Below are 25055 nucleotides of genomic sequence, written 5' to 3'. Positions count from 1 at the left end.
CACCGTAATGGAAAAAAGCAATATAAAAACCGATATTCAAACCCTTTTAAAGGTACAAATAAATAACGATGCAAGTGACCTTCATATAGTAAGCAGAAGTGCCCCACAAATTAGAATCGATGGAAAACTAGTTCCTCTTGATATGCCAAATTTAACAGGAACAGACATTGAACATCTTTGTTATGCAATTATTACAGATGCACAAAAAAGTGAACTCGAGGAAAAAAAAGAACTTGACTTTGCTATGGAAATTCCAAACATAGGAAGGTTTAGAGGAAATTATTATTATACTATGAATGGTGATTTGGCAGCTGCATTTAGAAAAATTCCTGTTGACATTCCATCGCTTGATGATTTAAGGGCTCCAAGTATTTTTAAAGATCTAGTTAAAAGAGAAAAAGGGATGATTTTAGTAACTGGTCCTACAGGAAGTGGTAAATCAACTACTTTAGCAGCAATGCTAAATGAGATAAATTTGACTGAAAGAAAGCACATTATAACAGTTGAAGACCCAGTTGAATTTGTCCATGAAAATAAAAAATGTCTTTTTTCTCATAGAAATATAGGAACCGATACTCACTCTTATGCAAATGCTTTAAAATATGCTCTTCGTGAGGACCCTGATATTATACTAATTGGTGAGATGAGAGATAGAGAAACTATTTCAATTGCCATTACAGCAGCTGAAACAGGACACTTAGTTTTTGCTACACTTCACACAAACTCAGCTATGCAAACAATCAGCCGTATAGTTGATAGTTTCGATGGAAGTGAACAAACACAAATAAGAAATATGTTATCAGTTTCATTAAGTGCAATAGTTTCACAATCCCTACTTCCAAAAATTGGAAAAGGACGACTTGCAGTTCATGAAATTTTGGTAAATAATCACGCTATTGCAAACCTAATAAGAGAAGATAAAACTCAACAAATTTATTCTCAAATGCAGTTAAATCAACAAGAAACAGGTATGGTAACTCAAACTCAAGCACTATTACAAGCACTTAATAAAAGACTTATTTCAAAAGAAAGTGCTCTTGCTTACACTACAAATAGACAAGAGTTAATTAAAGCTTTAGGGGGTGAGTAGATGAGCGGCATAAATTGGCTCGATTTAATAATAATAGCTTTTACTTTAATTTTTGCACTAAAAGGACTTAGCTCTGGTCTTATAAGAGAAATTTTTGGAATTATAGGTATGATTGGTGGATTTATAATCGCAATAAAATTTAAAGCAGAAGTTGGAGCTTGGATAAGTGCAAATATTTATGATTTAAATAAATTAGGACTTATGGATTCAAATGGAACTGAGATTATAGCAGGATTTGTAGCTGCACTTTTTGGTATTTGGTTTATAGCTTTGATTTTGGGTGAACTTTTAACTAAAATGCTAAGTCTTAGTGGTCTTGGTATAGTTGATAGAATTGGTGGATTTGTATTTGGCGGAGCAAAAATATTTTTAATTTTTGCAATAATTGCTGTTTTTATAAGATCATCAGCTTTTTTAAACAAACAAGCAAGACCTTTTTTTGAAAATAGCTTTACTTACCCATATCTTATAAATACAGGTGCTTGGATGATGGGATTGAAATTGAATGATATTATTCCTGTTATTGAAGATGAAAAAAACCAAGAAGCAAATCAAACAAATATAATTTATGAAAAAAGTAATTTTAATGAAAATTTTATAAATGGAGAGAGCAATGAAACAGAAAAACAAAACTACGAGAATTGAAAATTTAGAATTTGATGCAATTCTATATGAGTTTAGAGAAATCTTAAGAAAAAACAAGCTTAAATATACAAAACAAAGAGAGTCTGTTATCAAAATGCTTTATAACAGTGACCATCACTTTACTCCAGAAGAGCTCTATTTGGAGATAAGAGACGAGCAACCTGAACTAAATATAGGTATTGCAACCGTTTATAGAACTTTAAATTTACTTGAAGACTCAGGTATGGTTACATCTATTTCTTTCGGCACACAAGGTAAGAAATTTGAACTTGCAACAAAGCCACATCATGATCATTTGATTTGTAAAAACTGTGGTAAAATAGTGGAATTTGAAGATCCTTCTGTTGAAAAAAAGCAAGAAGAAATAGCAAAAAAGAACGGTTTTACATTAACAGGGCATTTAATGCAACTTTACGGAACTTGCAAAAATTGTAGTAAAAAGGAGTCATAGTAAGTGGTATTTGATAATCAATTAGAAATTCAAAGAATAGAAAAATCAGAAGAATTAAGAAAATTAGGAATAAATCCATATCCGCATTTTCTAAAAAAAGATATGGATATAAAAGAATTTAGGGATAAATTTGAATATATAAAAGAACTCGATGAAAAAAGAGTTAATGATGAAGTTATAATTTCAGGGCGTCTTATGCTAAAAAGAGTAGCTGGTAAATCAACATTTGCAAATATTGAAGATGAAAGTGGTAATGTTCAGATTTATTATTCTAGAGACAGTATAGGCGAGGATTTATATAAAGTTTTTAAAAAAAATCTTGAAGTTGGAGATGTGGTTTTAGTAAAAGGTTTTCCTTTTGTAACTCAAACAGGGGAATTTTCTATGCATGTTACAAACCTAACTCTAGCCTCAAAAGCAATTTCACAACTTCCTGAGAAATTTCATGGACTTGTAGATATTGAGATGCGTTACCGACAAAGATATCTTGATATGATAATGAACCCAGAGGTTAGAAATGATTTTAAAAAGAGATCGAAAATCATCTCACTAATTAGACATTTTTTTGAAGAAAAAGGCTTTATGGAAGTTGAAACTCCTATGATGCACCCAATTGCTGGTGGAGCAAATGCAAAACCATTTGTAACTTATCATAATGCACTTGATGTAAATAGATATCTTAGAATAGCGCCAGAACTTTATTTAAAACGACTAATTGTTGGTGGAATGGAAGCCGTTTTTGAAATAAATAGAAATTTTAGAAACGAAGGAATGGATTTAACCCATAATCCGGAATTTACATCTATTGAGTTTTACTGGGCATGGCATAATTATAATGAGGCCATGAATCTAACAGAAGAGCTTTTCAAAATGCTATTAAAAGGGCTTAATTTACCTGAAATTTTAGAATATGATGATAAAAAGATTGATTTTTCAAAACCATTTGCAAGAGTTAAATATTTAGATGCTCTTGTTGAGATAGGTGGACTTTCACAAGATATCATAAATGATAAAGATAAAATTTTAGAAAAACTAGAAAAAGATGGCTTTGAAGCAAATGAAAATTTGGATCTTGGACATTTACAAGCTGAGCTTTTTGACAATTATGTGGAGGAAAAACTTATAAATCCAACTTTTATAGTTGATTTTCCAATTTCAATAAGCCCACTTTCAAGAAGAAGTGATGAAAATCCAAATATTGCCGAAAGATTTGAGCTATTTATAGCAGGAAATGAACTAGCAAACGCTTTTAATGAACTAAATGATCCACTTGATCAATATGAAAGATTTAAAGCACAAATTGAGGCAAAAAATGCAGGAGATGATGAAGCTCATGAAATGGATGAGGATTATGTAAAAGCTCTTGGCTATGCAATGCCACCAACTGTTGGTTGGGGACTTGGAGTCGATAGACTTACAATGCTTTTAACTAATAAAAAATCAATTAGAGACGTTATTTTATTTCCAGCTATGAGACCATTAAAAACAATACAAACCGATGAAGATAAGGAGTAAAAATGAGTTTAGAAAATTACGATAAAGAAATTTTTGATTTAACAAACAAGGAATTAAAAAGACAGTGTGACTACTTGGAAATGATTGCAAGTGAAAATTTTACCTATCCTGATGTTATGGAAGTTATGGGGTCAATTTTGACAAACAAATATGCCGAAGGGTATCCACATAAAAGATACTACGGAGGTTGTGAGTTTGTAGATGGAATCGAAGAAATTGCTATTGAAAGATGTAAGAAGCTTTTTAACTGCAAATTTGCAAATGTTCAACCAAACTCAGGAAGTCAAGCTAATCAAGGTGTTTATGGGGCACTTTTAAAACCAGGTGATAGAATTTTAGGTATGGACTTAAGCCATGGTGGACACTTAACTCACGGTGCAAAGGTAAATGCTAGTGGCAAAAACTATGATAGCTTTTTTTATGGAGTTGAGCTAGATGGAAGAATAAACTATGATAAGGTATTAGAAATTGCTAAAGTAGTTCAACCAAAACTTATAGTTTGTGGTGCAAGTGCATATGCAAGAGAGATAGATTTTGCAAAATTTAGAGAAATAGCTGATGCTGTTGGAGCCTATCTTTTTGCTGATGTTGCACACATCGCAGGTTTAGTTGTAGCAGGTGAACACCCAAGTCCATTTCCACACTGCCATGTTGTTAGTTCTACAACCCACAAAACATTAAGAGGCCCAAGAGGTGGAATTATAATGACAAATGATGAGGAAATTGCTAAGAAAATAAACTCAAGTATATTTCCTGGCATTCAGGGCGGACCTTTAATGCATGTAATTGCAGCAAAAGCAGTTGGATTTAAACATAATTTAAGCCCTGAATGGAAAGTTTATGCAAAACAAGTTAAGGCAAATGCTAAAAAACTTGGTGAGGTTTTAATAAAAAGAGGATATGACCTAGTAAGTGGCGGAACTGACAATCATCTTGTTTTAATGGATTTGTCAAATAAGGAATATAGTGGAAAAGATGCATCAGCTGCGCTAGAAGATGCTGGTATAACAACAAATAAAAACACAGTTCCTGGAGAAAAAAGAAGTCCTTTCGTAACAAGTGGAGTAAGAATTGGAAGCCCTGCACTAACTGCAAGAGGTATGAAAGAAGCTGAATTTGAGTTTATAGCAAATAAAATTGCCGATGTTTTAGATGATATAAACAATAAAGATCTTCATGCTAAAATAAAAGAAGAGGTAAAAGCATTAGCACATAAATTTATAATTTATGATAAAGCTATGTTCTAGGAGAAAAAATGAGCGATGATAGATTTAGTATAGATGATAATATTGTCTTAGACCCTAAAACTGCGAAAACAAATAATATTAAAAAAATTTTAACTGGCATTGCTATTTTAGTAGTGCTTTTTTTAATAGTTTTAATAATTATGAAATTTATAAATAGTGGAAATATGGAAGAGCCAAAACCACTTGTTATGCCGAGTGAAGAGACAATATTTAAGCCTAAAGCTAAAAAACCGAGTCAGCCAATAAGAGAAATTGATGAAACTTCAAACAAAAATGTGGAAACTAAAAAAATAGAGCCGCAAATTGTTGAAATTAGACCAATTAGAATAGAAGAGACTCCAAAACCAGAAGAGAAAATTGAGCATACTATAGCAGCAGAAACAAAAGATGAAGCTAAACAAACTATAGAAAAAAGCAGCTCAAAGGAAAAAATAAAACAAGAGCCAAAAGCTGAAGCAACTAAATCAAAACAAGAAGTTGTAGTTGTAACATCTAAAAAAGAGACTCCAAAACAAGAGCCTAAAAAAGCTATAAAAGAAGAAAAGGTTAAAAAAGAAGCTCAAAAGCAAGAGGTTAAAAAGCAAACCCCTAAAGCTCAAAAGCAAGAGAGCAAAAACCAAACTTCAACTCAAAAAAATAATGTTACACAAACAACTTTGCAAAAAGGAAACTATATACAAGTTTTAGCAACTGCTGACTTTAAACCAGATGCCGATTACATAAAAAAATTAAAGAGTAAAGGATACTCATATACTCTTTATAAAACCACAGTAAAAGGCAGAGAATATGTTAAGGTTTTAGTAGGACCATTTGATGAGGCAAAACTTAATAGCGAGATGCCAAATATAAGAGCGACCATAAACAAAGATGCTTTTGTCTTTAGAGTAAAATAATGAAAAAATTTGCAGTCTTTGGCGATCCAATATCTCATTCAATATCGCCAAGACTTCACAACCTCGCCATAAAAGAGCTAAATTTAGATGCTTTTTATGGTAGAGTTTGTTTAAAAGATGGTAGCTTATTGAAAGAAACTTTTTTAAATTTAGGTTTAAACGGTGCAAACATAACAATTCCATATAAACAAATAGCGTTTCAAATTTGTGATGAAATAGATCCTTATGCAGAAAAAATAGGCTCTTTAAATACAATAGTAAAAAATAAAGATAAACTTTTTGGCTATAACACAGATGCACCTGGTTTTTTAAAAGCTATAAATGAATTTAAAGATATCAAATCAGTTTTAGTAATTGGAGCAGGAGGCACAGCAAAAGCTTTAGCAAACGCCTTATCAAATTTGGATTTAGAAATAGTAAATAGAAGCGATAGATATTTAGATTTTAAAGAATTTAATTTTTTTACTTATAAAAATTTCAAACCAAAGAAATTTGATTTAGTTATAAACTCAACCTCAGCTGGATTAAAAGATGCCACTTTACCACTTCCAGAAGAAATTTTAAAGGATTGCTTTTCTAAATATGCTTTTGATGTTATATATGGTAGAAAAACACCATTTTTAAACCTAGCTAGCAAATTAAATCTCAAACACAAAGACGGTCTTGATATGCTTATTTATCAAGCAGTTTTAGCGCTAAATTTATTTTTTAATAATAAGCTTGATGAGAAAAAAATAGAACTTTATATGAGAAAGGCTGCAAATCTAAATTAATATATTTAAATTTGCAAGCCAAAATTAAAACTTCGACCTATTGAAGTCTTTTCATTTCCTTACATCCTGGATCATAGCCACCAAAGCAAGCTCTTTGATATATATCTAAAGCTTTTACTTTATCTACTGCTGAACCCTCACCTTTTTCAAACATCTTACCAAGTTTCATGCAAGTTGGAATATCTTGAAATCTTACGCAAGTATAATCATACGCTAAAAGTGCATTCACAAAATTGGCATTATAATAATATCCATCAGCTACTGAAATACACTGCTCCAGGCTTAATTGATTTAGCCTATTATAGATATCGGCTGCTTGATTTGAGTTTATAGGTGAATTTATAACAGCACCACTATTTTTTGCTGCTGGAATCACTGCACCGCCACCATTAGATGCAGATGGGGTACTTACTACTGGAGTTTTTGGGGTAGTCTGAGAACAACCAGCCAAAATTAAAGCAGTAAATATAGCCAAACTACTTAAAATTTTATTTCTCATTTTTATTATAACCTTCCTTTAATATAGTAAGTTTCCTTACCACTAACCTTTTCTAGATTCATCTTATATTTATCTGCCCACTCAAATATCATATCTCTTACAACTTTTCTTTCTCTCTCACTATCAGGGTCATTTTTAATTTTAAAATATGGGTTTGAATTTGACATAGCTATATAAGCACCATAAATTTTAAGTTTATCATTTAAATTAATAATATCATCAAGTTCACTTTGATTAAAATCACATTTTGATAATATACCTCTTAGTTGTTCCAAAGTAGAGTCGTTTAAAACATAACCCAAACTTACTAAAATTCCTTCTTCGTTCATACTAAATCCTTTTATTTAAAATTGTTTTTTATCAGATTGAGAGATTAGAACTCCCTCAATGATTTTTTTAATATCACCATCTAAGACTGCATCAACATTTGAATAACTTAAATTTGATCTATTATCTTTAACTTGTTGATATGGAAACAGTACATAACTTCTAACTTGATGCCCCCATCCAATTTCACTTTTATCTACATTATTATGTGCTTCATTTTGTTTTTGAAGTTCTAACTCATAAAGTCTCGATTTAAGCATCTTCATTGCAGTTGCTTTATTTTTGTGTTGGCTTCTATCATTTTGACACTGCACAACAATACCAGTTTCATAGTGAGTTATTCTAACTGCGCTTTCTGTTTTATTTACATGTTGGCCACCTGCTCCACTTGCCCTATAAACATCTATTCTTATATCTTTTTCTTCTATTTCTATGTTTATATCATCATCAAGCTCAGGACTTACCATAACGCTTGTAAAACTTGTGTGACGCCTTCCAGCACTATCAAATGGACTTACTCTAACAAGTCTGTGTATGCCATTTTCAGCTTTTAAATATCCGTAGGCATTTTCACCTTTTACTATAAAGCTTACGTCTTTTAATCCAGCCTCATCACCCTCTTGAAAGTCCAAAACATCAACCTTGTAATTTTCTCTCTCACAAAATCTCAAATACATTCTATATAGCATGCTAGCCCAGTCATTACTCTCTGTTCCACCAGCACCTGGATGAATTGTAACAATTGCATTTTTAGAGTCATTTTCGCTACTTAAAAGCATTGAAATCTCTAAATTTGTAATTTTTTCCTCTAACTCATCAGCATCTTCAAAAAGACTTTCTAAAAGATCACTATCGTTTTCATCACTTGCTAACTTGAACATATCAAACGCATCTTCAACTGCTTGTTTTACTGATTTAAATTTAGTTAACATAGATGAAATTTGAGTTTTTTCTTTATTGATTTTAGCCGCATTTGCTGCATCACTCCAAAAACTAGGATCTGCTTGCTCTACTGCTATACTATCAACTCTTTTTTGCAATAAATCTGGTTTTATTATGAGGCTTATATTATCAACTTTTGTTTTTAGTTTTTTTAATAATTCACCATATTCGTAATTATCCAATACTTTCCTTTAATTTCTGCTCTTCTAAAACTTTTTGTGCTTCTTTTGCTTTTTCAGCCAATAAATAATCATCTTCTTTCAAAATTTCTCTTTGTTTTTGATATTTATAGCCTATTTTCATTACAAAATATCCAGCAATGGCTGCGATAAATGATGCTATAAGTATAGCAAATTTTTCAGCATAATGGAATATATTGCTATCATGATAAGCAATTGAACAGATAAATAAACTCATACTTGCACCAATTCCTGTTAAAACACAAAGTCCAAAAAATTGCATTAAATTTGCACCAGATGGAAGTTTTGAAACTCCAAATTTTATAATAACATAAGAAAATCCATAAATTCCCAAAGGTTTTGCTATAACAAGCCCTACAATAATTCCCAAGGAAACAGGATGAATTAAATGACTAAAAGCATCTGAAGTTAGTGGAATACCGGCATTGACAAAAGCAAATAATGGCATTACAAAATAAGTTATAAATCCGCCTAATTTATTTTCAATATCTCTAAGCATAGAGTACCCATGAATTGGCTTTAGTGGAATGAAAATAGCAGCTATTATTCCAGCTATTGTAGTATGAACACCTGATTGCAAAAACGCTGTCCAAAGTAAAAGCCCAATTACAATATAAAAAAACTTTTTATTTACCTTAAGCAAATTTAAAATAATCAAAATTACAATTAAAACTCCAGCCATTATAAGAGCATAATTAGAAAGTTCACTTGTATAAAAAATAGCAATTATAACAACAGCACAAATATCATCAATGATTGCTAAAAGAAGTAGAAAAATTCTTAAGGATGGTGGTACTTTTGAACCAAGAAGTAGCAACACTCCAACAGCAAAAGCAGTATCACTAACAGTAGGTATCGCCCAACCACGCATAGCAAAACTATCGCCATAGGTAAAAGCTGCAAAAACAAGTGCAGGAACTATAACACCACCAAGGCCTCCAACTAATGGAAGTGCAACTCTATCAGGAGAACTTAACTCACCAACTAGTATCTCTCTTTTAACTTCAAGTCCAATATAAAAGAAAAAAAGCGCCATTAAACCATCATTTACCCATAAAATAATTGGTTTAACTATTTTAAAATCTTCTACCGTAATTCCAGCTTTTAATCTTAAAAAATCATTATAAAATTCAGTTAAAATTGTATTTTGACAAACAAGAGCTAAAAATGTAGCCATAATTATCAAAATTCCACCAATTGATTCGTGTTTTAAAAACCTCCCTAGTCTTTCCACCTACACCCTTTCTCACACTATTTGTATGACATAAATTTAGTATTATATTTTATCTAAAAATCTTTAAATCTAGCATAGATTAACATAGATTAAGAGTAATTTAGAAAATTTAAGTTATAATTGCGAAAATTTTACACTAAATAGGAAAGTTTTATTATGAAAATAGCTCGCACAATTAGCGAATTAAAAGAGAATTTAAAAGAATTTAATGGAACAATTGGATATGTCCCTACAATGGGGGCCTTACATAGGGGTCATCTAAGTTTAATAGAGAACTCAAAAAAAGATAATGATTTTACAGTTGTTTCAATTTTTGTAAACCCAACTCAATTTTTACCAGGTGAGGACTTTGAAAAATATCCTAAAAATCAAGAAGCAGATACAAGAATATGCGAAGTTGCGGAAGTTGATTTGCTATTTTTACCAAGCGTGGATGAAATTTATAAAAAAAATGAAACAACTATAAAAGCAAATGAAAAATTAAATTCCGTTTTAGAAGGCGCTTTTAGACCAGGACACTTTGATGGTGTATGTAGAGTTTTAAATAAATTTTTTAATCTCATAAAACCAAATAATGCATATTTTGGGAAAAAAGATGCTCAACAAATTGCGGTTGTAAAAAATATGGTTGATTCATTTTTCTTAGATGTTAAAATAAATCCTTGTGAAATAGTTAGAGAAGCCGATGGTTTAGCGCTTAGCTCAAGAAATACCTACTTAAATGAAGAGCAAAAACTAGATGCTTTAAAACTATCTAGATCTCTTTTGAAAGCTTCAAATTTAGTAAAAAAAGGTGAGACTGAATCAAAACAAATTATTGCCTCCATAAAGGAAACACTTGAGCCATTAAAAGTTGATTATGTAGCAATTGTAGATAGAAACTTTAACGAAATAGAAAAAATTGAACTAGGAAATACAATAATTTTAATAGCAGCATTTGTTGATAAAACAAGATTAATCGATAACATTTGGATTTAAAATGCCAAAACTTTATCTTTGCTCTTTAGGCTGTAATAAAAATTTAGTCGATAGTGAAATAATGCTTGGAAGACTACAAAACTATGAAGTTGTAAATTCTCCTGATAACGCTGATGTTATGATAGTAAATACATGTGGGTTTATAACTTCTGCAAAAGAAGAAAGCATAAAAACAATCTTAGAATTAGCAAACTACAAAAAAGAAAACTCGGTTTTGGTAGTAACTGGGTGCTTGATGCAGCGTTACAAAGATGAACTTATGCGCGAACTTCCAGAGGTTGATATTTTTAGTGGAGTTGGAGACTATGATAAAATAGATGAAATGATTTTAAAAAAACAAAATTTATTTAGTCCAAAAACATATCTGCAAAAAAATGAAAAAAGAGTTATAACTGGCTCAAACTATCATGCCTATATTAAAATTTCAGAAGGTTGTAATCAAAAATGTAGTTTTTGTGCGATTCCAACTTTTAAGGGAAAACTAAAAAGTAGAGACTTAAAAAGTATTGTTGAAGAGGTAAAAAGTCTAGTCAAACAAGGCTTTTATGATTTTAGTTTTATCTCTCAAGATAGTTCAAGTTATTTAAGAGATTTTGGTATAAAAGACGGGCTTATAAATTTAATTAACGAAATTGAAAAAATTGATGGTGTTAAATTTGCTAGGATTTTATACCTTTATCCTGCTACAACTTCAGTAAATTTAATTCAAAAAATAATTGATTCCAAAGTGTTTTTAAACTATTTTGATATGCCTTTACAACATATTAGTCAAAAAATGTTAAAACTTATGAAACGCCCAAATGGCAATGAATTTAAACTTTTAGAAATGATGAGAAAAGCACCAAATTCATTTTTAAGAAGTGGGTTTATCGTGGGACATCCAGGAGAAAGCCAGGAAGATTTTGATGAACTTTGCAAATTTCTAAAAGAATTTAGTTTTGATAGAATTAGTGTTTTTGCCTACTCAAAAGAAGAAGATACCGCATCGTTTGAAATGGAGCAAATTCCTTCAAAAGTAGTTACAAAAAGATTAAATTTAATAGAAAAAATAACTTTAAACTCACTTAAAAATAGCCTTCAAAAAGAAGTAGGAAAAACAATACTTTGTGAAATTAATGGTATTAGCAGTGAAGGTGAAATGTTTTATGGTGCAAAAAATGTAATTTGGGATAAAGATATCGATGGAGAGATTTTAATAAATGATAGTAAAGTTAAAAATCTTGAAATTGGCAAAGTCTATAAGTGTCTTATAACTTCAATTGCTGGCGATAAGTTAGTTGGAGAAATTATTGCTTGACCAAAATGCTTTAAATTTATTAAAAGGTAAAAGCTCGATTTTAGCATTTTCTCACGGAGTTGATAGCACAGCTTTGTTTTATCTTTTGGTTAATCAAAATATTAATTTTGATTTGGCATTTGTAAACTACAACACAAGAAAAGAAAGTATTTTAGAAGAAAATGAAGCTATAAATTTAGCAAAAAAATTTAATAAAAAAATATTTGTTAAAAAAGTAAATTTAAATCTTGAAAAAAGTTCAAATTTTGAAAAAATAGCAAGAGATTTAAGATATGAGTTTTTTAATGAAATTTTTTCTAAATTTGATTATAAATTTCTAATTACAGCTCATAATTTAAATGATCTTTTCGAATGGTTTTTAATGAGAATTTCAAAAGGTGCTGGACTTTGTAATGTCATTGGAATGAGTGTTTATGATAAAAAAGAAAATTTAAAAATAATAAGACCTTTATTATATACCTCAAGGGATGAAATACTAAATTTCTTAAATGAAAATCATCTAAAATACTTTATAGATAGCTCAAATAAAAACACTAAATTTCAAAGAAATTTTATAAGAGAGAATTTTAGCAATGAGTTTGTAAAACTTTATAAAAAAGGTCTAGAAAGCAGCTTAAAATTTATGCAAAAAGATAAAGAAATTTTACAAGATGGCTTAATATATGAAAATTTGGAGTTTTTCGTTATAAAAAACCAGCCAAATTCCATAAATTTATTAGATAAAATTTTAAAAAAATTTGGTATTGTAATGAGCCAAAAACAAAGAGATGAAGCGATAAAAGATACCGTTATAAGTGGTAAAATAACAATTTCTTATAAAGATGATAAAATCTACATAGCGCCATATAAAAAAGAAATTATGACTAAGAAATTTAAAGAAATTTGTAGAGTAAAAAAAGTCCCTAAATTAATTAGAGGCTATATTTTTACTCATCAAAATTTACTTAAATATTTTTAAAAGTTTTCTTTTATATTTATTTTGTTTGCAAAGTCTATTATATTTTCCATGCCAACTTCTGTTTTTATGAAAACCTTAGTGAAAATATAATATCCAATCTCAGGTCCTACACTCCCATAGACCATAATTTTTTCTATAAAATCATCATGTTTTTCATAGAATTCTTTTAAATAATCTTCAATAGCTGCGCAAAAAATTTCATCACTATTTATATCTAAATCTAAATTTTCTAAAATCATTTTTTCATAACTTTTTTCTAAAGATATCATTTTTGCATCAATTACTTTATCTTTACTAGCAACCATTATTGCAAGAGTTTGATGAAATTTTATTAAAAATAGATTAACGCCATCTAGCTTGCAATTTTTATATAAGAAATAAAGCACTTTAAAAGGGCTTATATATTCAAATTCATTTACTTCTATATTTTCTTTATATTTTTGAAATTTATCTTCATCTAAAATAGCTATTATATTTTTATCTATTTTTTGTGTAAGCTTATCTTTTAGATCATCGCTATTTTCCATAACCAAGGAGTGCTTTAAAGTTCCATCTATCACGGAAACATAACTTTTTTTATCTTTTTTAGTGTCTTTTAAATACTCATTTACACTTTTAAATAAGTCGCCATCTTTTGGTCTTACTGTATTAAAATACTCTTTTAATATCACTTTTTGTGAGTTAAGATTTCTAAATTTAATCTTACATGAGCCATCATCAAAAAAAACCGTATAAAAATTTCTTAAATTTCGTTTTAAAAAAGCCATTATGATTTCCTTTTATGTAATTATTTACAATTTTATCAAATTTTTAATAAAATAAACTGAAAATTTGAATTTTGTGTTTTTTCATAACAATTTACTTAACACAAATTTAATATTTGTGTGATAAAATTAATTTTATTATTTTTCTTAGGAGCATACAAATGGAAAGAAGAAATTTCTTAAAAACAACTGGATTAGTTTTTTTAGCAGGAAGTATTGGTTTTAGTCCAAATCTTTTTGCAAAAATGGATATGAGTGAGATTGATTTTAGAGAGGTAAAACCCGAGGAAGCAATTATTTTACAAGATGGAGATGGTAAAGAGTTTTGCATAGTTTGCGGTATGAGTTTAATTAAGTTTTATAAAACTTCTCACGCAAGCGATTATGATGTAAATGGCAAAGATGAAATTCATCAATATTGCTCAATTCACTGCATGTTTGAAGAGGCAATGAGCGAAAAAGTGGAAATTAAAAATCCAAAAGTAGTTGATGCTAAAACTTTAAAATTTATAGATTCAAAAAATGCTTTTTATGTTTATGGCTCAAATAAGCCAGCCACAATGGCAACTGTAAGTTCATACGCATTTGAAAATGAAGATGATGCGAAAGAATTTAAAAATAACTTTGGTGGAGAAATTTTAAGCTTTGGCGAAATTTCAAAAAAAGTTGAAGAAAGTTTGGCTGATGATATAGCCTTAATCGACAAAAGACAAAAAATGGCAGCATTAAAAGGCGAAGAAATATATAAAGCAAGTTGTGCAGATATAAAAGAGAAATTTAACACATCAGGAAGAGCAAAAGCTTATCTAATCAAAAACAAACCTTGCGGTGATTTAAATCCAAAAGAACTTTCCCAAGTTGCACATTATCTAAAAAGAAGATAATTTTAGGGCGATTTTGCCCTAAAATTCAAAGTACTTTAGCTTATGCATTCTACAAAACTATCTACTAAATTGCCTTCTAAATATCAGTTTTGCGGGACCTCTTTTTCCAGTTATTTTTAAATAGAATTGAAATATCCCAACCAATAAAGTTATAATTCCAATGATAAGGGGAACAATAGTATATGGGAAAAACCCTTTAAAATGATAATATATAAGTCCACATCCAATTATAAACATCAAAAAACCTGTAGGTGCTGATTTATAAGAAATTTCTGCTTGGTAACCTCTACAAACACTAACACCATATTTTAGTTCTTCACCACAATAAGGGCAAATCATAGGCAATCCTTTTTCTTATAAAATTGCTGTATTTTACAAAAAAAACATGTCAAGCTTTTTGAAATTTACTTTAAAAGTTTTAAAATTTGTCTTGAAATTTTAGTTAAATTTGCTTTTGCAATCTCTTTTTTCATAGCATCTTCAAGGATAATTGGTGAGTTTAAAATACAAAATGCCCCATTAAAAAGTCCATCATCGAAACCATCATCAACAGCACCGCCCAAAGCCACTACTTTTTTGGAATGCTTTTTAGCTAATTTTGCTACTTCGCTAGGAACTTTACCCATAGAGCTTTGAGCGTCTAGTTTTCCCTCACCAGTTATGATCAAATCAGCATTTTTAATATTTTCTTCTAAATTTATAATCTTTGAAATTATTTCAAATCCTCTTAAAAGCTTAGCATTTAAAAAACTCATAAATCCAAACCCAAGCCCACCAGCTGCCCCACTTCCAGCAATATTAGAATTATCAATGCCCATAAATTTATAAACTACTTTACTAAAATTTATAAGGCCTAAGTCAAGATTTTTTATCATTTCATTACTAGCACCTTTTTGCGCAGCATATACATAAGCGGCTCCATTCTTGCCATATAGGGGATTATTTACATCGCAAGCTATTTTAAATTTGCACTCTTTTAGTTCTTTTAAGATGTTTTTATCTGAAATTTTAGAAATTTTTATCAAATTTTGACCATTTGCTTTTATTAAATTATCATTTTTATCAAAAAAGCTAAATCCCAAAGCTTCAAGCATTCCAGTTCCCGCATCATTTGTTGCGCTTCCACCAATTCCTATGATAAAATTTCTTCTACCTTTTAAAATAGCATCTTTTATCATAATTCCAAGTCCGTAAGTTGAAGTAAGATATGGATTTTGCTCATCTTTTTTTAATAAATTTAACCCAGAGCTTTGAGACATTTCTAAAATTGCTAAATCATCTTTATAAGCATATTTTGCCTTTATTTGCCTAAAAAGCGGATCAAAAGTTAAAATTTCATCAAAATTTGCTCCGAGAAAATTTGCAATAGTATCTAAACTACCCTCACCCCCATCAGCAATTCCAATCACAGCAACCTCATCACAAAGACTAGAAATGCCATTTTTTACAGCATTTCCAGCCTCAATAGAAGTTAAACTACCCTTAAAAGAGTCAATTGCCACTAAAACTTTCATAGCAAGATTATAGACAATATAAACACGCTTATTATGCCTACAACTGAGATTACAAGCGTCATTAATGTTTGAGTCTTATAGCCAAGTTCAGCTGACAATCCACTAAAATTTGTTACAACCCAAAAATAACTATCATTTGCATGAGATACACACATTGCACCGCAACCTATCGCCATAACACAAAGTGCTGCAGCAAGTGAAGTGTTAAGCCCTAAAACTGCCATTAAAGAGTTTGGATCTGCGTAAGCCCCCAAAATAGAAGCGGTTGTTACAATAGCAACTGTTGATGAACCTTGGGCTGTTTTTAAAACAGCCGCAATAATAAATGGGAAAAATATGCCAACACTTGAAACAACGCTAGCATTTTCTTTCATAAAATTCACAAAGCCCGCCTCAGTTATAACTTTACCTAAAACACCACCTGCAGCAGTTATAAAAATAATCGGACCAACAACTTTTAATGAACTTTCACAAAGTTCATAAAACTCACCCAATCTCTTTGAGCTATAAAGCTGATAAATTCCAAATAACACACCAATACTTAAAGCAATTATTGGAGCTCCTAAAAATGTGCACAAATTTCCAAAAAAACCACCAAATTTTAAAATAGAGCTGATTGAGCCAAGTGCCATAAAAATAATTGGAGCTAAAATTGGCATAATAGCATTAAAACCACACGGAAGAGTTCCAAACTCAGCCTTTAACTCATCATAAGTTTTAAAAATTTCATCTTTTTCATTTTTAGAAATCTCTTTTTTATCCATAAATTTAGAAATAAAACAAAGAGAGATTAAAATTGGAATACTTATAACAACTCCAAGCATAATTACTAAAAAAAGATTTTCTCCAACACCCAAAGCCCCAGCAGCTGCAATTGGTCCTGGAGTAGGTGGGATTAAATTATGTGATATAAAAAGTCCTCCACTTAGCGAAACTGCCATTGCCATAGGATTTGCTGATGATATTTTTTGAGCAAGAGCTTTTCTAATTGGATTTAAAACAACATATCCGCTATCGCAAAATACTGGAATTCCTACAACCCAACCCATTACCATCATTGCTAAATTTGGTCTTTTTTCACCAACAGCATTTACAACCATGTCGGCCAACTTAAGCGCGGCTCCAGTTTTTTCCAAAATAGCTCCAATTAATGCACCTAAGATAATGACTATTCCAATATTTTTAAAAATGGAGCTAAAACCTTCTCCAATAATTGTAGGAATTTTTACAAGTGGAATTCCTACGACAATTGCCAAAAGCAAAGAAACACTCATTAAAGATAAAAATGCGTGAATTTTTAATTTTGCTATCATAAAAATAACTAAAACAATGGCTATAACTAAAGCCACAATAAGCCAAATTCCACTCATAATAAGCCTCCTTAAAGCTTAGTTTTCATAAAATGCAATACCCAACATTACCTTATCAACATGTTTATTATGATCAATCAAGCTTTCACCATATCCACTAAAATACTGCACAAATCCGTGAAGTTCTTTAAAAAATGGAAGTGGAAAATAATAATTTAATTCTATCGCTCCGCGATTTTCCTTATCAAATCTTAAATTGTTTCTCCATAGAGCCATTAAATGATGATTTCCAATATCGTAGTTAAATTTAATATCTCCATAGCCTAAATATTGTCTTATGTCTTTATTGGTATTATCAAAGTTAAACGAATGCCAAACTCTTGGAGTTATACGTAAATTTCCTAAATTAAAGCTAGTTTGTGCAAAAATCCTATTCCAAGATCTTGAAATTTCTCCAGCTTCACCATTTGACTGATGATTAAATCCAACTCTAAAATAATCAAGTCCTAAAAAATCAGTTGGTATGGTTACAAAAATTTCAGGCTCATAATCAGTTGTTCTAAATGGGGATGAATCTTGTGAAATTTGCCAAAAAGATTTTTGAGTATAAGCCACGCTCCAAGTTTCATCAAGACCTAAAATATCATCAAAAATTGGTTTTTGAAAACTTATTTGAAATTTAGTTTCACCTTTTCTCCTATCTGGTTTTTTACTAAAATCATAAGCATAGCCTATATAAGTTGGCTCATACATATAAAGCCACTGAGAATTTTCTTCATTTGCTTTTGGATACAAGGATTTTGATTTTTGAGAAATTTTTGGTGTAATTTCTTCATTATTCAAAGTAGTTTTTGAATTATCTAAGTTTTGAGAATTCAAATCTGCATAATGAAGCTTTACTTCATCTTGTGATTTATTTAAAGTATTAGTATTTTCTTTAGCTACTTCTTTTTGCAAAATTTCATTTTGTGTTTTTGAAAACTCAGCAAGCTTTTTATACTCAAGCATTGCATTTTTATAATCACCATTTTGTTCAAATTCCATAGCTTTTTTAAGTGATTTTTGATACACTTCATCACTAAAATTATTTGCCAAAGACAAAGTTGCTATTAGCGATAAATAGACTATTTTTTTCATAAAGTTCCTTTTTTTATTGCTTTTTCATATTCATCAAAGTAGTTCAAATTTAAAAACTCTTTTTCATCATCAAAAAAAACGCTTTTAAATTTAGACTTTTGAAATAAAGCTTTTATTTTATGAATATTTTTTTTATATAAAGACAAGGCTAAATCACTCAAATTTGAATTATAAAATCCACACAGGCTATGAATATGCTCTTTATCTTTTGCAACGCAAATTTCATTTTTGCCTAAATTTTCATAAAGTAAATTTATAGTTTCAAATTTGACAAAAGGCATATCAACAGCCATTATAAAAACATTTTTATTTTTAAAATTTGATAGAACTGAATAAAGTCCGCCCATTGGCGAAAAATCATCAAAAGTATCTTTTATAAATTTAAATTCACCGCTAAATTTATCAAATTTAGAACTTACAAAAACATTTTTAAAAATTTTACTAAATTTAAAAACTTGAAAATGCGTTAAAGTATGAAAATTTTCAAATGGCAAAAGTGATTTGTCTCTTCCCATTCTAGAACTTTTTCCACCAGCTAAAACAACGCAATTTTCATACATTTTAAATCTTTATAAATCTCTTGGATCAGCAATCTTTCCAGTTATTGCAGATGCTGCTGCAACAGCTGAGTTTGCAAGATAAACCTCACTACTTCTATCACCCATCCTACCTACAAAATTTCTATTTGTTGTAGAGATGCATCTTTCTCCTGCTCCTAAAATTCCCATATATCCGCCAAGACAAGCTCCACAGGTTGGATTACTTACAACAGCACCTGCTTCTATAAAAATATCAATAAGTCCTTCTTTTTGTGCTTGCAAGGCTATTTTTTGTGTAGCTGGTGTTATTATAAGACGAGTTTTACGGGCTACTTTTTTACCTTTTAAAATACTTGCTGCAATTCTTAAATCACTTAATCTTCCATTTGTGCAACTTCCTATAAAAGCTTGATCAACTGCAATATTGTCTTTAACAGCTTCTCTTACACTTTTTCCATTACTTGGCAAAAACGGATAGGCAATTACAGGATCTAGCTTTGAAGTATCTATTTCTATAACTTTTGTATAATTTGCTCCATCATCTGAGTAAAAATACTTTGGCTCATCTCTTAAATTCTTATCTTTTAAAAAATCTTTTGTTATTTCATCAACTGCAATTATGCCACTTTTTCCGCCTGCTTCTATGGCCATATTACAAAGACTAAATCTTGAATCCATATCCAAATATTGGATGCTATCACCTGTAAATTCTAAAGCTTTATAAAGTGCTCCATCAACGCCAATTTGCCTAATTACTTCCAAAATTAAATCTTTTCCATAAACATGTTGTGCAGGTTTTGACTTAAAAACAATCTTTATTGTTTCAGGTACTTTAAACCAATTTTTTCCAGTTATCATTGCATATGCTAAATCAGTACTTCCCATACCTGTTGCAAAAGCTCCTAAAGCTCCGTGAGTACAAGTGTGAGAATCAGCCCCTATTATTACATCTCCTGGAATAACAAGTCCTTTTTCAGGCAAAAGTGCATGCTCAATTCCCATATCTTTTTCATCAAAATAGTTTTTTAAGTTATGTTCATATGCAAAATCTCTTGAAATTTTTGCTTGATTTGCACTTAAAATATCTTTGGCTGGGATGTAGTGATCCATAACAATGGCAAAACCATCTGGGTTCGCAAGGCTTTTTGCACCGCTTTCTTTAAAAGCCTTTATGGAAATTGGTGTTGTTATATCATTTCCTATAACCATATCAATCTTGCTATCTATTATTTGCCCAGCTTTTACCTCATATCCTACATGATCGCTGAAAATTTTTTCAGTAATTGTTTGTTTCATTAAATCCCTTTTTGTTATTTTTTTATTTAAACTAAAAGATTTTATCTAAATTTTGCTAAAATTAGAGTTATGAAGTATAAAATATTAATGCAAATTGCGGATTTTTTAAAAAAATTTGAAAAAATAAACAGTATAAAAAGAGTTGGCGATAGAGTTGTTTTAATAGAGTTCGATAAACAAAACACTATCTTTTTTGATATGGATAAGCAAAACTCAGCTATTTATAAAAACGATGATTACAAGAATTTAAAAAGCTATAAAGCACCTTTTGATGTAATTTTAAGTAAAAGATTTAATGCGTCAAATTTAATAAATTTAGAAGTTTTAGAAAATAATAGAATACTTTTTATAAAAGCAAAAAAAAGTGGAAGTTACAAAGAGATAGTTTCAAATTTATATTTTGAATTTACAGGGCGATTTACAAATATTATAATAACAGATGAAAATGATAATATATTAGAAGCTTTAAGTCACTATGAAAACACAAATAGAAGCATAAAACCTGGGAAAACTTTGAAACACTTAAGCCAAATCACAATAAAAGAGAAGCCAAGCCAAATAATTGTAAATTTTGATGAGTTTTTAAAAAGCGAATTTGAAAAAATAAACTCAAAAAAGCTTTTTGATATAAAAAATTCAAAAATAACAATTTTAGATAAAAAAATAGATAGTTTAACTAAAAATTTAACTGAGCTAGAAAGCCAAGAAAATCTACTTGAAAAATCAATGAGCTTAAATAAAAAAGGTGAAATTATAACAGCAAACTTACATCTTTTAAATGATTTTCAAAAAGAGTTTATTTTAAAAGATTTTAACGGAAATGATGTCTTTTTTAAATGTGAAAATACTCCAAAACTTGAAGCAAAAAGACTTTTTGATGAGAGTAAAAAACTAAGACAAAAAGCTAGTGGAGTTAAATTTGAAAAAGCAAATTTAAATGAAAAAATAGAGTTTTTTCAAAATTTAAAAGAATTAGTTAAAAATGTCTCAAATTTAGATGAAATTGAGGCTTTATTTCCTAAAAAAAGTAAAAAACTTCCTTTAAATAAGGAAAGTGAGATAATAGAAAATTTTTATATAGGTGATTTCAAAATCTCTGTTGGAAAAAACGAAAAAGGAAATATAAGCCTACTTAAAAACTCAAAAAAAGATGATTTTTGGTTTCATCTAAAAGATATCCCATCAGCTCATGTGATAATTAAAACAAATAAACAAAACTTAAGCGATGAAATAATTAAAATGGCAGCAAAAATTTGTGTTAATTTTAGCGTTAAAAATAGTGGAAATTTTGAAGTTGATTACACAAAAAGAGCAAATGTAAAAGTGGTTGATGGAGCATTTGTAAATTACATAAACTACAAAACAATTAATATCTTAAAGACTTAAATAAGTAAATTTAGATAAAATATGTTTAAAATTCTTACAAAAGGATGCATTATGAAAACTCGCTTAAAAACAGCAGGTATACTAATTTTAGCACTACTTGTGCTTGTTTGGCTAGACTTGTATTTGCTCAACTTTTTAATATTTGCAGGTGTTTTAGCATTATCTTTGAGTGAGGCTTTAAAGCTTTATAAAATAGATGATGAAACTATCATTCCGCTTGGCGTTGGACTTTTTGTAATATTTGCTATTTTTTCAGGAAATAGTTTTTCACATGTTTATAAATTTATAGCACTTATTTTACTTATTGCAAGCTCATTTTTAGCCTATAAAAATAGTGAAAATTTAAATTCTTTAAAAGTATTTATATATCCATTAGCTCCAATATTTATAATGTTTAGTATATATCAAGTTTTAGGCATTACTTGCCTTGTTTATCTGCTTATAGTAATAGCCTGTGCAGATAGTGGTGCATATTTTATCGGCAAAGCTTTTGGTTCGCACGGTTTTTGTCAAACATCACCTAACAAGACACTTGAGGGACTTCTTGGCGGTGTAGTTTGTGCCGTGTTTGTAGGCGGAGCTTATTACGCATTTTTCATGGATGCAGGAACTTTACCCAATCCTTTAATTTCAACTATTTTTATCGTTATTGCTGGAATTTTTGGAGATTTGTTTGAAAGCTATCTGAAAAGAAAAGCTGGAGTTAAAGATAGTGGCGATATATTTCCAGGACATGGTGGAATGCTCGATAGAATAGACAGCTACCTTTTTGGTGGGGTTGCTATGAGTTTAATTTACATATGGTAATTTTAGGCTCAACTGGATCAATTGGCGTAAATTCGCTCCTTATAGCCAATAAATTTGACATTGAAGTTGAAGCATTAAGTTGCAATAAAAATGTGGATTTGCTAAATTTACAAATTGCAAAATTCAAACCGAAATTCGTCTGTGTTGGCGATGAAAATTTAGTTAAATCAGTAAATCACAAAACTGTTTTTGTTGGTGAAAATGGGCTTTTAAAAATGCTTGAAAACTGCAAAAGCAAAAAAGTTATAAACGCCCTTGTTGGTTTTGCCGGACTAAAACCAAGTATTAAAACACAAAATTTGAATAAAACCTTATGCCTTGCAAATAAAGAAAGCTTGGTTGTGGCTGGAAAATTTCTTGATACAAAAAAAATAGTTCCAATTGACAGCGAACATTTTGGACTTAAATTTCTACTAAAAGAGATGAAAATTCATAAAATGATAATCACTGCAAGTGGAGGAGCATTTAGAGATGCCAATTTAAATACGCTTAAAAATGCAACTCCAAAAGATGCACTAAAGCATCCAAATTGGAGCATGGGAGCAAAGATAACAATAGATAGTGCAACTATGATGAATAAACTTTTTGAAATAATGGAAGCGTTTCATCTTTATAAAATTTCAAATTTAGATGCATATATTGAAAGAACCTCAACGATTCACGCATTAATTGAGTTTATCGATGGCTCAACCACGGCTCATATCTCAAAAACAGATATGAAACTTTCAATTGCAAATGCTATTTTAGATGAAATAGATGAACCAATCTTAGAGCATTTTGATTTGTTGAGCTTAGAAAAAGGGCTTAAATTTGAAAAAATTGATTTAGAAAAATATCCAGTCTTTTCACTAAAAGATGAAGTCATAAAAAACCCTGATTTAGGGGTAATAATAAATGCTGCAAATGAAATTTATGTTAATAAATTTTTAAATAATGAGTGCAAATTTTTAGATATTAAAAAAATAATTTTTGAAAGTTTAGATAATTTTGCCTCTTTTAAGCCTTTGAATCTAGAAGAAATTTTTGAAATGGATAAAAAAGTAAGAGAATTTGCTAAAAAATTAGCATAAATTTTAAAATATAACTTTTTTATATATAATTACAAAAAATTTTTAAAAGGTAGAAAATGACAAAATTTTATAGGATAAATTTAGTTGAAAATAAAGAAATTTTTACTGTTTTAAACAAAGAAATAAAAGGAAATCTAAATGCTTGTAAGCCTGAATTTATAGAATTTGTAAAATATCTAAAAAATCATTTTAAATTACAAAATGAAAAAGACAAGATAAAGATAATTGATGGAAATTTTTATGAGCTTTTGGAACATTTTCAAAAAAATTTAAAAGAAATCACAGAAATTGTTAAAATAAATGAAGAGTATAAAATTTTATATTCGGATTATATCTTCACACTTTTTAATAATCAAATAATGTTTTTTGTTCAAGAAATTAAAGATGAGTGGATAAATGAGAATTTTAAAAATAGATTTTGGGTTGGAAATTACTTTGTTATAACTGATGAGCCCGATAAATTCACATCTTTAAAAGATAGATGCTTTATAGGCGAAGATAGTATTTTTAAAAGAAAAAATGGAGATTATAATCTTGCTTTTAACGAAAGAAATTTCATACTTTTTGATGCAAATTTATCGAAATTTCAAGATGAAATAAATTTATCAAAAGAACAAAATATATTTAAAAATCTCATAATTCAATTAATTGCATTAAGTTATGAAAATATAAATCTAAGCGTTAAGGAAAAATTGCAGAATGAATTTGACTTAATTTCAGTAGATGAAGTCTTAGAGCTAAAAAAGAAATTTTTTAGTTATAAGATAATGACAAATTACGAAATCAAAGAAGATAGAAAAGAAGCTAGTGATATTTTTACTCTTGTTAAAAAAACTTTAAAATTTGAAGAAAAATATGACGAAATTTCTAAAAATTTGAGTGATTTTTTTGAAATTATTAAAGAAGAAACTAACATCAAAGAAGAAAAATATCGCCAAAAAGAGCTAGAAAGAAAAGAAAAAGAGCAAATTCAAAGACAAAAAGAGTATGAGGATGCAAGAGTTCAAAGAGAGCTTGAAAGAGATGAAAGACAAAAAGCTCTTGAAGATGAAAAACGCCAAAGGGAAATAGAAAGAGATTCACGCCAGGAAGAATTAAGAAAAATAGCCGAGGAAAGAGAAAAAGAAAAAGCTCAAAAAGAAGCTGAAAAAGAAAAAAGAGATAAATTTAACTCTAAGATTACACTTATTGCAGCAACTATTACAATTTTAACATTTATAAGTGTTGTAGCTGATATTTTCAACCTTTTTGATAGATTTTTTAAATAAAATTTAAGAAAAACAAGCAAACTTAATTGCT

26 protein-coding genes are annotated in these 25055 nt (G+C 29.4%); 15 read left to right on the top strand and 11 right to left on the bottom strand.

Annotation, left to right across the window (positions count from 1 at the left end; genetic code table 11):
• Nucleotides 1-7: 7 nt before the first annotated feature.
• From O6B72_RS05675 to O6B72_RS05645, 7 genes are read left to right on the top strand one after another with little or no spacing between them, the layout of a single operon-like run.
• Complete coding sequence (locus O6B72_RS05675) at nt 8-1090, top strand: type IV pilus twitching motility protein PilT (RefSeq protein ID WP_269492493.1); 1083 nt, start codon at nt 8-10, stop codon at nt 1088-1090.
• On the top strand, nt 1091-1735 hold the full coding sequence (locus tag O6B72_RS05670) for a CvpA family protein (RefSeq protein WP_269492491.1): 645 nt from the start codon (nt 1091-1093) through the stop codon (nt 1733-1735).
• Complete coding sequence (locus O6B72_RS05665; protein WP_101637065.1) at nt 1704-2186, top strand: Fur family transcriptional regulator; 483 nt, start codon at nt 1704-1706, stop codon at nt 2184-2186. The genes O6B72_RS05670 and O6B72_RS05665 overlap by 32 nt, the downstream gene beginning before the upstream one ends.
• Before the next feature lie 3 nt (nt 2187-2189).
• Nucleotides 2190-3701 (top strand): lysine--tRNA ligase, encoded by a 1512-nt coding sequence (gene lysS, locus O6B72_RS05660; protein WP_269492489.1) that lies wholly within the window; start codon nt 2190-2192, stop codon nt 3699-3701.
• Between the two features lie 2 nt (nt 3702-3703).
• Nucleotides 3704-4948: a serine hydroxymethyltransferase gene (locus O6B72_RS05655; protein ID WP_101637067.1), complete on the top strand. Its 1245-nt coding sequence runs from the start codon at nt 3704-3706 to the stop codon at nt 4946-4948.
• Nucleotides 4949-4956: 8 nt separating this feature from the next.
• Nucleotides 4957-5841, top strand: a complete 885-nt coding sequence (locus tag O6B72_RS05650) for an SPOR domain-containing protein (RefSeq protein WP_101637068.1) — start codon at nt 4957-4959, stop codon at nt 5839-5841.
• Nucleotides 5841-6614, top strand: coding sequence for a shikimate dehydrogenase (locus O6B72_RS05645; protein ID WP_101637069.1), 774 nt, complete (start codon nt 5841-5843; stop codon nt 6612-6614). The genes O6B72_RS05650 and O6B72_RS05645 overlap by 1 nt, the downstream gene beginning before the upstream one ends.
• A 37-nt stretch (nt 6615-6651) precedes the next feature.
• Here the strand turns inward: O6B72_RS05645 and O6B72_RS05640 are convergent, their stop codons facing one another.
• From O6B72_RS05640 to nhaA, 4 genes are read right to left on the bottom strand one after another with little or no spacing between them, the layout of a single operon-like run.
• Complete coding sequence (locus O6B72_RS05640) at nt 6652-7113, bottom strand: hypothetical protein (RefSeq protein ID WP_269492487.1); 462 nt, start codon at nt 7111-7113, stop codon at nt 6652-6654.
• A 5-nt stretch (nt 7114-7118) separates the two neighbouring features.
• Nucleotides 7119-7442 carry a hypothetical protein gene (locus tag O6B72_RS05635; RefSeq protein WP_024962305.1) on the bottom strand — a complete coding sequence of 108 codons (324 nt, stop codon included), beginning with the start codon at nt 7440-7442 and terminating at the stop codon, nt 7119-7121.
• Nucleotides 7443-7457: 15 nt separating this feature from the next.
• The gene (gene prfB, locus O6B72_RS05630; RefSeq protein WP_269488002.1) at nt 7458-8564 is read right to left on the bottom strand and encodes a peptide chain release factor 2; all 1107 of its coding nucleotides are present in this window, start codon (nt 8562-8564) and stop codon (nt 7458-7460) included.
• Nucleotides 8557-9816, bottom strand: coding sequence for a Na+/H+ antiporter NhaA (gene nhaA / locus O6B72_RS05625; protein WP_269488001.1), 1260 nt, complete (start codon nt 9814-9816; stop codon nt 8557-8559). Before nhaA ends, prfB begins: the two co-directional genes overlap by 8 nt.
• Nucleotides 9817-9972: 156 nt before the next feature.
• Between nhaA and panC the strand changes: the two genes are divergently transcribed.
• From panC to tilS, 3 genes are read left to right on the top strand one after another with little or no spacing between them, the layout of a single operon-like run.
• A complete protein-coding gene (panC, locus tag O6B72_RS05620; RefSeq protein WP_269488000.1) occupies nt 9973-10794 on the top strand; it encodes a pantoate--beta-alanine ligase in 822 nt (273 codons plus the stop codon).
• A 1-nt stretch (nt 10795) separates the two neighbouring features.
• Nucleotides 10796-12091, top strand: coding sequence for a 30S ribosomal protein S12 methylthiotransferase RimO (gene rimO / locus O6B72_RS05615; RefSeq protein WP_269487999.1), 1296 nt, complete (start codon nt 10796-10798; stop codon nt 12089-12091).
• Nucleotides 12072-13049 carry a tRNA lysidine(34) synthetase TilS gene (tilS, locus tag O6B72_RS05610; RefSeq protein WP_332112745.1) on the top strand — a complete coding sequence of 326 codons (978 nt, stop codon included), beginning with the start codon at nt 12072-12074 and terminating at the stop codon, nt 13047-13049. Before rimO ends, tilS begins: the two co-directional genes overlap by 20 nt.
• On the opposite strand, the gene O6B72_RS05605 is transcribed toward tilS, so the two are convergent.
• Nucleotides 13046-13816 (bottom strand): hypothetical protein, encoded by a 771-nt coding sequence (locus O6B72_RS05605; RefSeq protein ID WP_269492486.1) that lies wholly within the window; start codon nt 13814-13816, stop codon nt 13046-13048. The two genes, tilS and O6B72_RS05605, sit on opposite strands and share 4 nt — an antisense overlap.
• Nucleotides 13817-13974: 158 nt before the next feature.
• Here O6B72_RS05605 and O6B72_RS05600 point away from each other — a divergent pair, with 158 nt between their 5' ends.
• Complete coding sequence (locus O6B72_RS05600; protein ID WP_269492485.1) at nt 13975-14697, top strand: nitrous oxide reductase accessory protein NosL; 723 nt, start codon at nt 13975-13977, stop codon at nt 14695-14697.
• A gap of 57 nt (nt 14698-14754) precedes the next feature.
• Here the strand turns inward: O6B72_RS05600 and O6B72_RS05595 are convergent, their stop codons facing one another.
• The 6 genes from O6B72_RS05595 to leuC form a co-directional block, all read right to left on the bottom strand.
• The gene (locus tag O6B72_RS05595; protein ID WP_269492484.1) at nt 14755-15036 is read right to left on the bottom strand and encodes a hypothetical protein; all 282 of its coding nucleotides are present in this window, start codon (nt 15034-15036) and stop codon (nt 14755-14757) included.
• A 65-nt stretch (nt 15037-15101) separates the two neighbouring features.
• Complete coding sequence (locus tag O6B72_RS05590; RefSeq protein ID WP_269492482.1) at nt 15102-16211, bottom strand: glycerate kinase; 1110 nt, start codon at nt 16209-16211, stop codon at nt 15102-15104.
• Nucleotides 16208-17581, bottom strand: a complete 1374-nt coding sequence (locus tag O6B72_RS05585; RefSeq protein WP_269492481.1) for a GntP family permease — start codon at nt 17579-17581, stop codon at nt 16208-16210. Before O6B72_RS05585 ends, O6B72_RS05590 begins: the two co-directional genes overlap by 4 nt.
• Nucleotides 17582-17599: 18 nt before the next feature.
• Nucleotides 17600-18658, bottom strand: a complete 1059-nt coding sequence (locus O6B72_RS05580; RefSeq protein WP_269492480.1) for a phospholipase A — start codon at nt 18656-18658, stop codon at nt 17600-17602.
• Entirely contained in the window at nt 18655-19218 is a 564-nt protein-coding gene (locus O6B72_RS05575; protein ID WP_269492479.1) for a molybdenum cofactor guanylyltransferase, read from the bottom strand. Before O6B72_RS05575 ends, O6B72_RS05580 begins: the two co-directional genes overlap by 4 nt.
• 9 nt (nt 19219-19227) lie before the next feature.
• Nucleotides 19228-20493, bottom strand: coding sequence for a 3-isopropylmalate dehydratase large subunit (leuC, locus tag O6B72_RS05570; RefSeq protein ID WP_269492478.1), 1266 nt, complete (start codon nt 20491-20493; stop codon nt 19228-19230).
• Between the two features lie 69 nt (nt 20494-20562).
• On the opposite strand from leuC, the gene O6B72_RS05565 reads away from it, so the two are divergent.
• From O6B72_RS05565 to O6B72_RS05550, 4 genes are read left to right on the top strand one after another with little or no spacing between them, the layout of a single operon-like run.
• Nucleotides 20563-21879, top strand: a complete 1317-nt coding sequence (locus tag O6B72_RS05565; protein ID WP_269492476.1) for an NFACT RNA binding domain-containing protein — start codon at nt 20563-20565, stop codon at nt 21877-21879.
• Between the two features lie 51 nt (nt 21880-21930).
• Entirely contained in the window at nt 21931-22686 is a 756-nt protein-coding gene (locus O6B72_RS05560) for a phosphatidate cytidylyltransferase (protein WP_269492475.1), read from the top strand.
• Entirely contained in the window at nt 22680-23756 is a 1077-nt protein-coding gene (gene dxr, locus O6B72_RS05555) for a 1-deoxy-D-xylulose-5-phosphate reductoisomerase (RefSeq protein WP_269492474.1), read from the top strand. Before O6B72_RS05560 ends, dxr begins: the two co-directional genes overlap by 7 nt.
• A gap of 56 nt (nt 23757-23812) precedes the next feature.
• Nucleotides 23813-25024, top strand: a complete 1212-nt coding sequence (locus O6B72_RS05550; RefSeq protein ID WP_269492473.1) for a hypothetical protein — start codon at nt 23813-23815, stop codon at nt 25022-25024.
• Nucleotides 25025-25055 lie beyond the last annotated feature (31 nt).

Source organism: Campylobacter ureolyticus, from assembly GCF_027277485.1.
GTDB classification, from domain to species: Bacteria; Campylobacterota; Campylobacteria; order Campylobacterales; family Campylobacteraceae; genus Campylobacter_B; species Campylobacter_B ureolyticus_B.
The sequence above is the reverse complement of the archived record's forward strand: the minus strand, read 5'-3'. Positions and strand labels throughout refer to the sequence as shown.

Coding starts and splice junctions, on each gene's coding strand:
- O6B72_RS05675 (WP_269492493.1), top strand. CDS start 8: ATGGAAAAAAGCAATATAAAAACCGATATTCAAACCCTTTTAAAGGTA.
- O6B72_RS05670 (WP_269492491.1), top strand. CDS start 1,091: ATGAGCGGCATAAATTGGCTCGATTTAATAATAATAGCTTTTACTTTA.
- O6B72_RS05665 (WP_101637065.1), top strand. CDS start 1,704: ATGAAACAGAAAAACAAAACTACGAGAATTGAAAATTTAGAATTTGAT.
- O6B72_RS05655 (WP_101637067.1), top strand. CDS start 3,704: ATGAGTTTAGAAAATTACGATAAAGAAATTTTTGATTTAACAAACAAG.
- O6B72_RS05650 (WP_101637068.1), top strand. CDS start 4,957: ATGAGCGATGATAGATTTAGTATAGATGATAATATTGTCTTAGACCCT.
- O6B72_RS05645 (WP_101637069.1), top strand. CDS start 5,841: ATGAAAAAATTTGCAGTCTTTGGCGATCCAATATCTCATTCAATATCG.
- O6B72_RS05640 (WP_269492487.1), bottom strand. CDS start 7,113: ATGAGAAATAAAATTTTAAGTAGTTTGGCTATATTTACTGCTTTAATT.
- O6B72_RS05635 (WP_024962305.1), bottom strand. CDS start 7,442: ATGAACGAAGAAGGAATTTTAGTAAGTTTGGGTTATGTTTTAAACGAC.
- panC (WP_269488000.1), top strand. CDS start 9,973: ATGAAAATAGCTCGCACAATTAGCGAATTAAAAGAGAATTTAAAAGAA.
- rimO (WP_269487999.1), top strand. CDS start 10,796: ATGCCAAAACTTTATCTTTGCTCTTTAGGCTGTAATAAAAATTTAGTC.
- O6B72_RS05605 (WP_269492486.1), bottom strand. CDS start 13,816: ATGGCTTTTTTAAAACGAAATTTAAGAAATTTTTATACGGTTTTTTTT.
- O6B72_RS05600 (WP_269492485.1), top strand. CDS start 13,975: ATGGAAAGAAGAAATTTCTTAAAAACAACTGGATTAGTTTTTTTAGCA.
- O6B72_RS05595 (WP_269492484.1), bottom strand. CDS start 15,036: ATGATTTGCCCTTATTGTGGTGAAGAACTAAAATATGGTGTTAGTGTT.
- O6B72_RS05590 (WP_269492482.1), bottom strand. CDS start 16,211: ATGAAAGTTTTAGTGGCAATTGACTCTTTTAAGGGTAGTTTAACTTCT.
- O6B72_RS05585 (WP_269492481.1), bottom strand. CDS start 17,581: ATGAGTGGAATTTGGCTTATTGTGGCTTTAGTTATAGCCATTGTTTTA.
- O6B72_RS05580 (WP_269492480.1), bottom strand. CDS start 18,658: ATGAAAAAAATAGTCTATTTATCGCTAATAGCAACTTTGTCTTTGGCA.
- O6B72_RS05575 (WP_269492479.1), bottom strand. CDS start 19,218: ATGTATGAAAATTGCGTTGTTTTAGCTGGTGGAAAAAGTTCTAGAATG.
- leuC (WP_269492478.1), bottom strand. CDS start 20,493: ATGAAACAAACAATTACTGAAAAAATTTTCAGCGATCATGTAGGATAT.
- O6B72_RS05565 (WP_269492476.1), top strand. CDS start 20,563: ATGAAGTATAAAATATTAATGCAAATTGCGGATTTTTTAAAAAAATTT.
- O6B72_RS05560 (WP_269492475.1), top strand. CDS start 21,931: ATGAAAACTCGCTTAAAAACAGCAGGTATACTAATTTTAGCACTACTT.
- dxr (WP_269492474.1), top strand. CDS start 22,680: ATGGTAATTTTAGGCTCAACTGGATCAATTGGCGTAAATTCGCTCCTT.
- O6B72_RS05550 (WP_269492473.1), top strand. CDS start 23,813: ATGACAAAATTTTATAGGATAAATTTAGTTGAAAATAAAGAAATTTTT.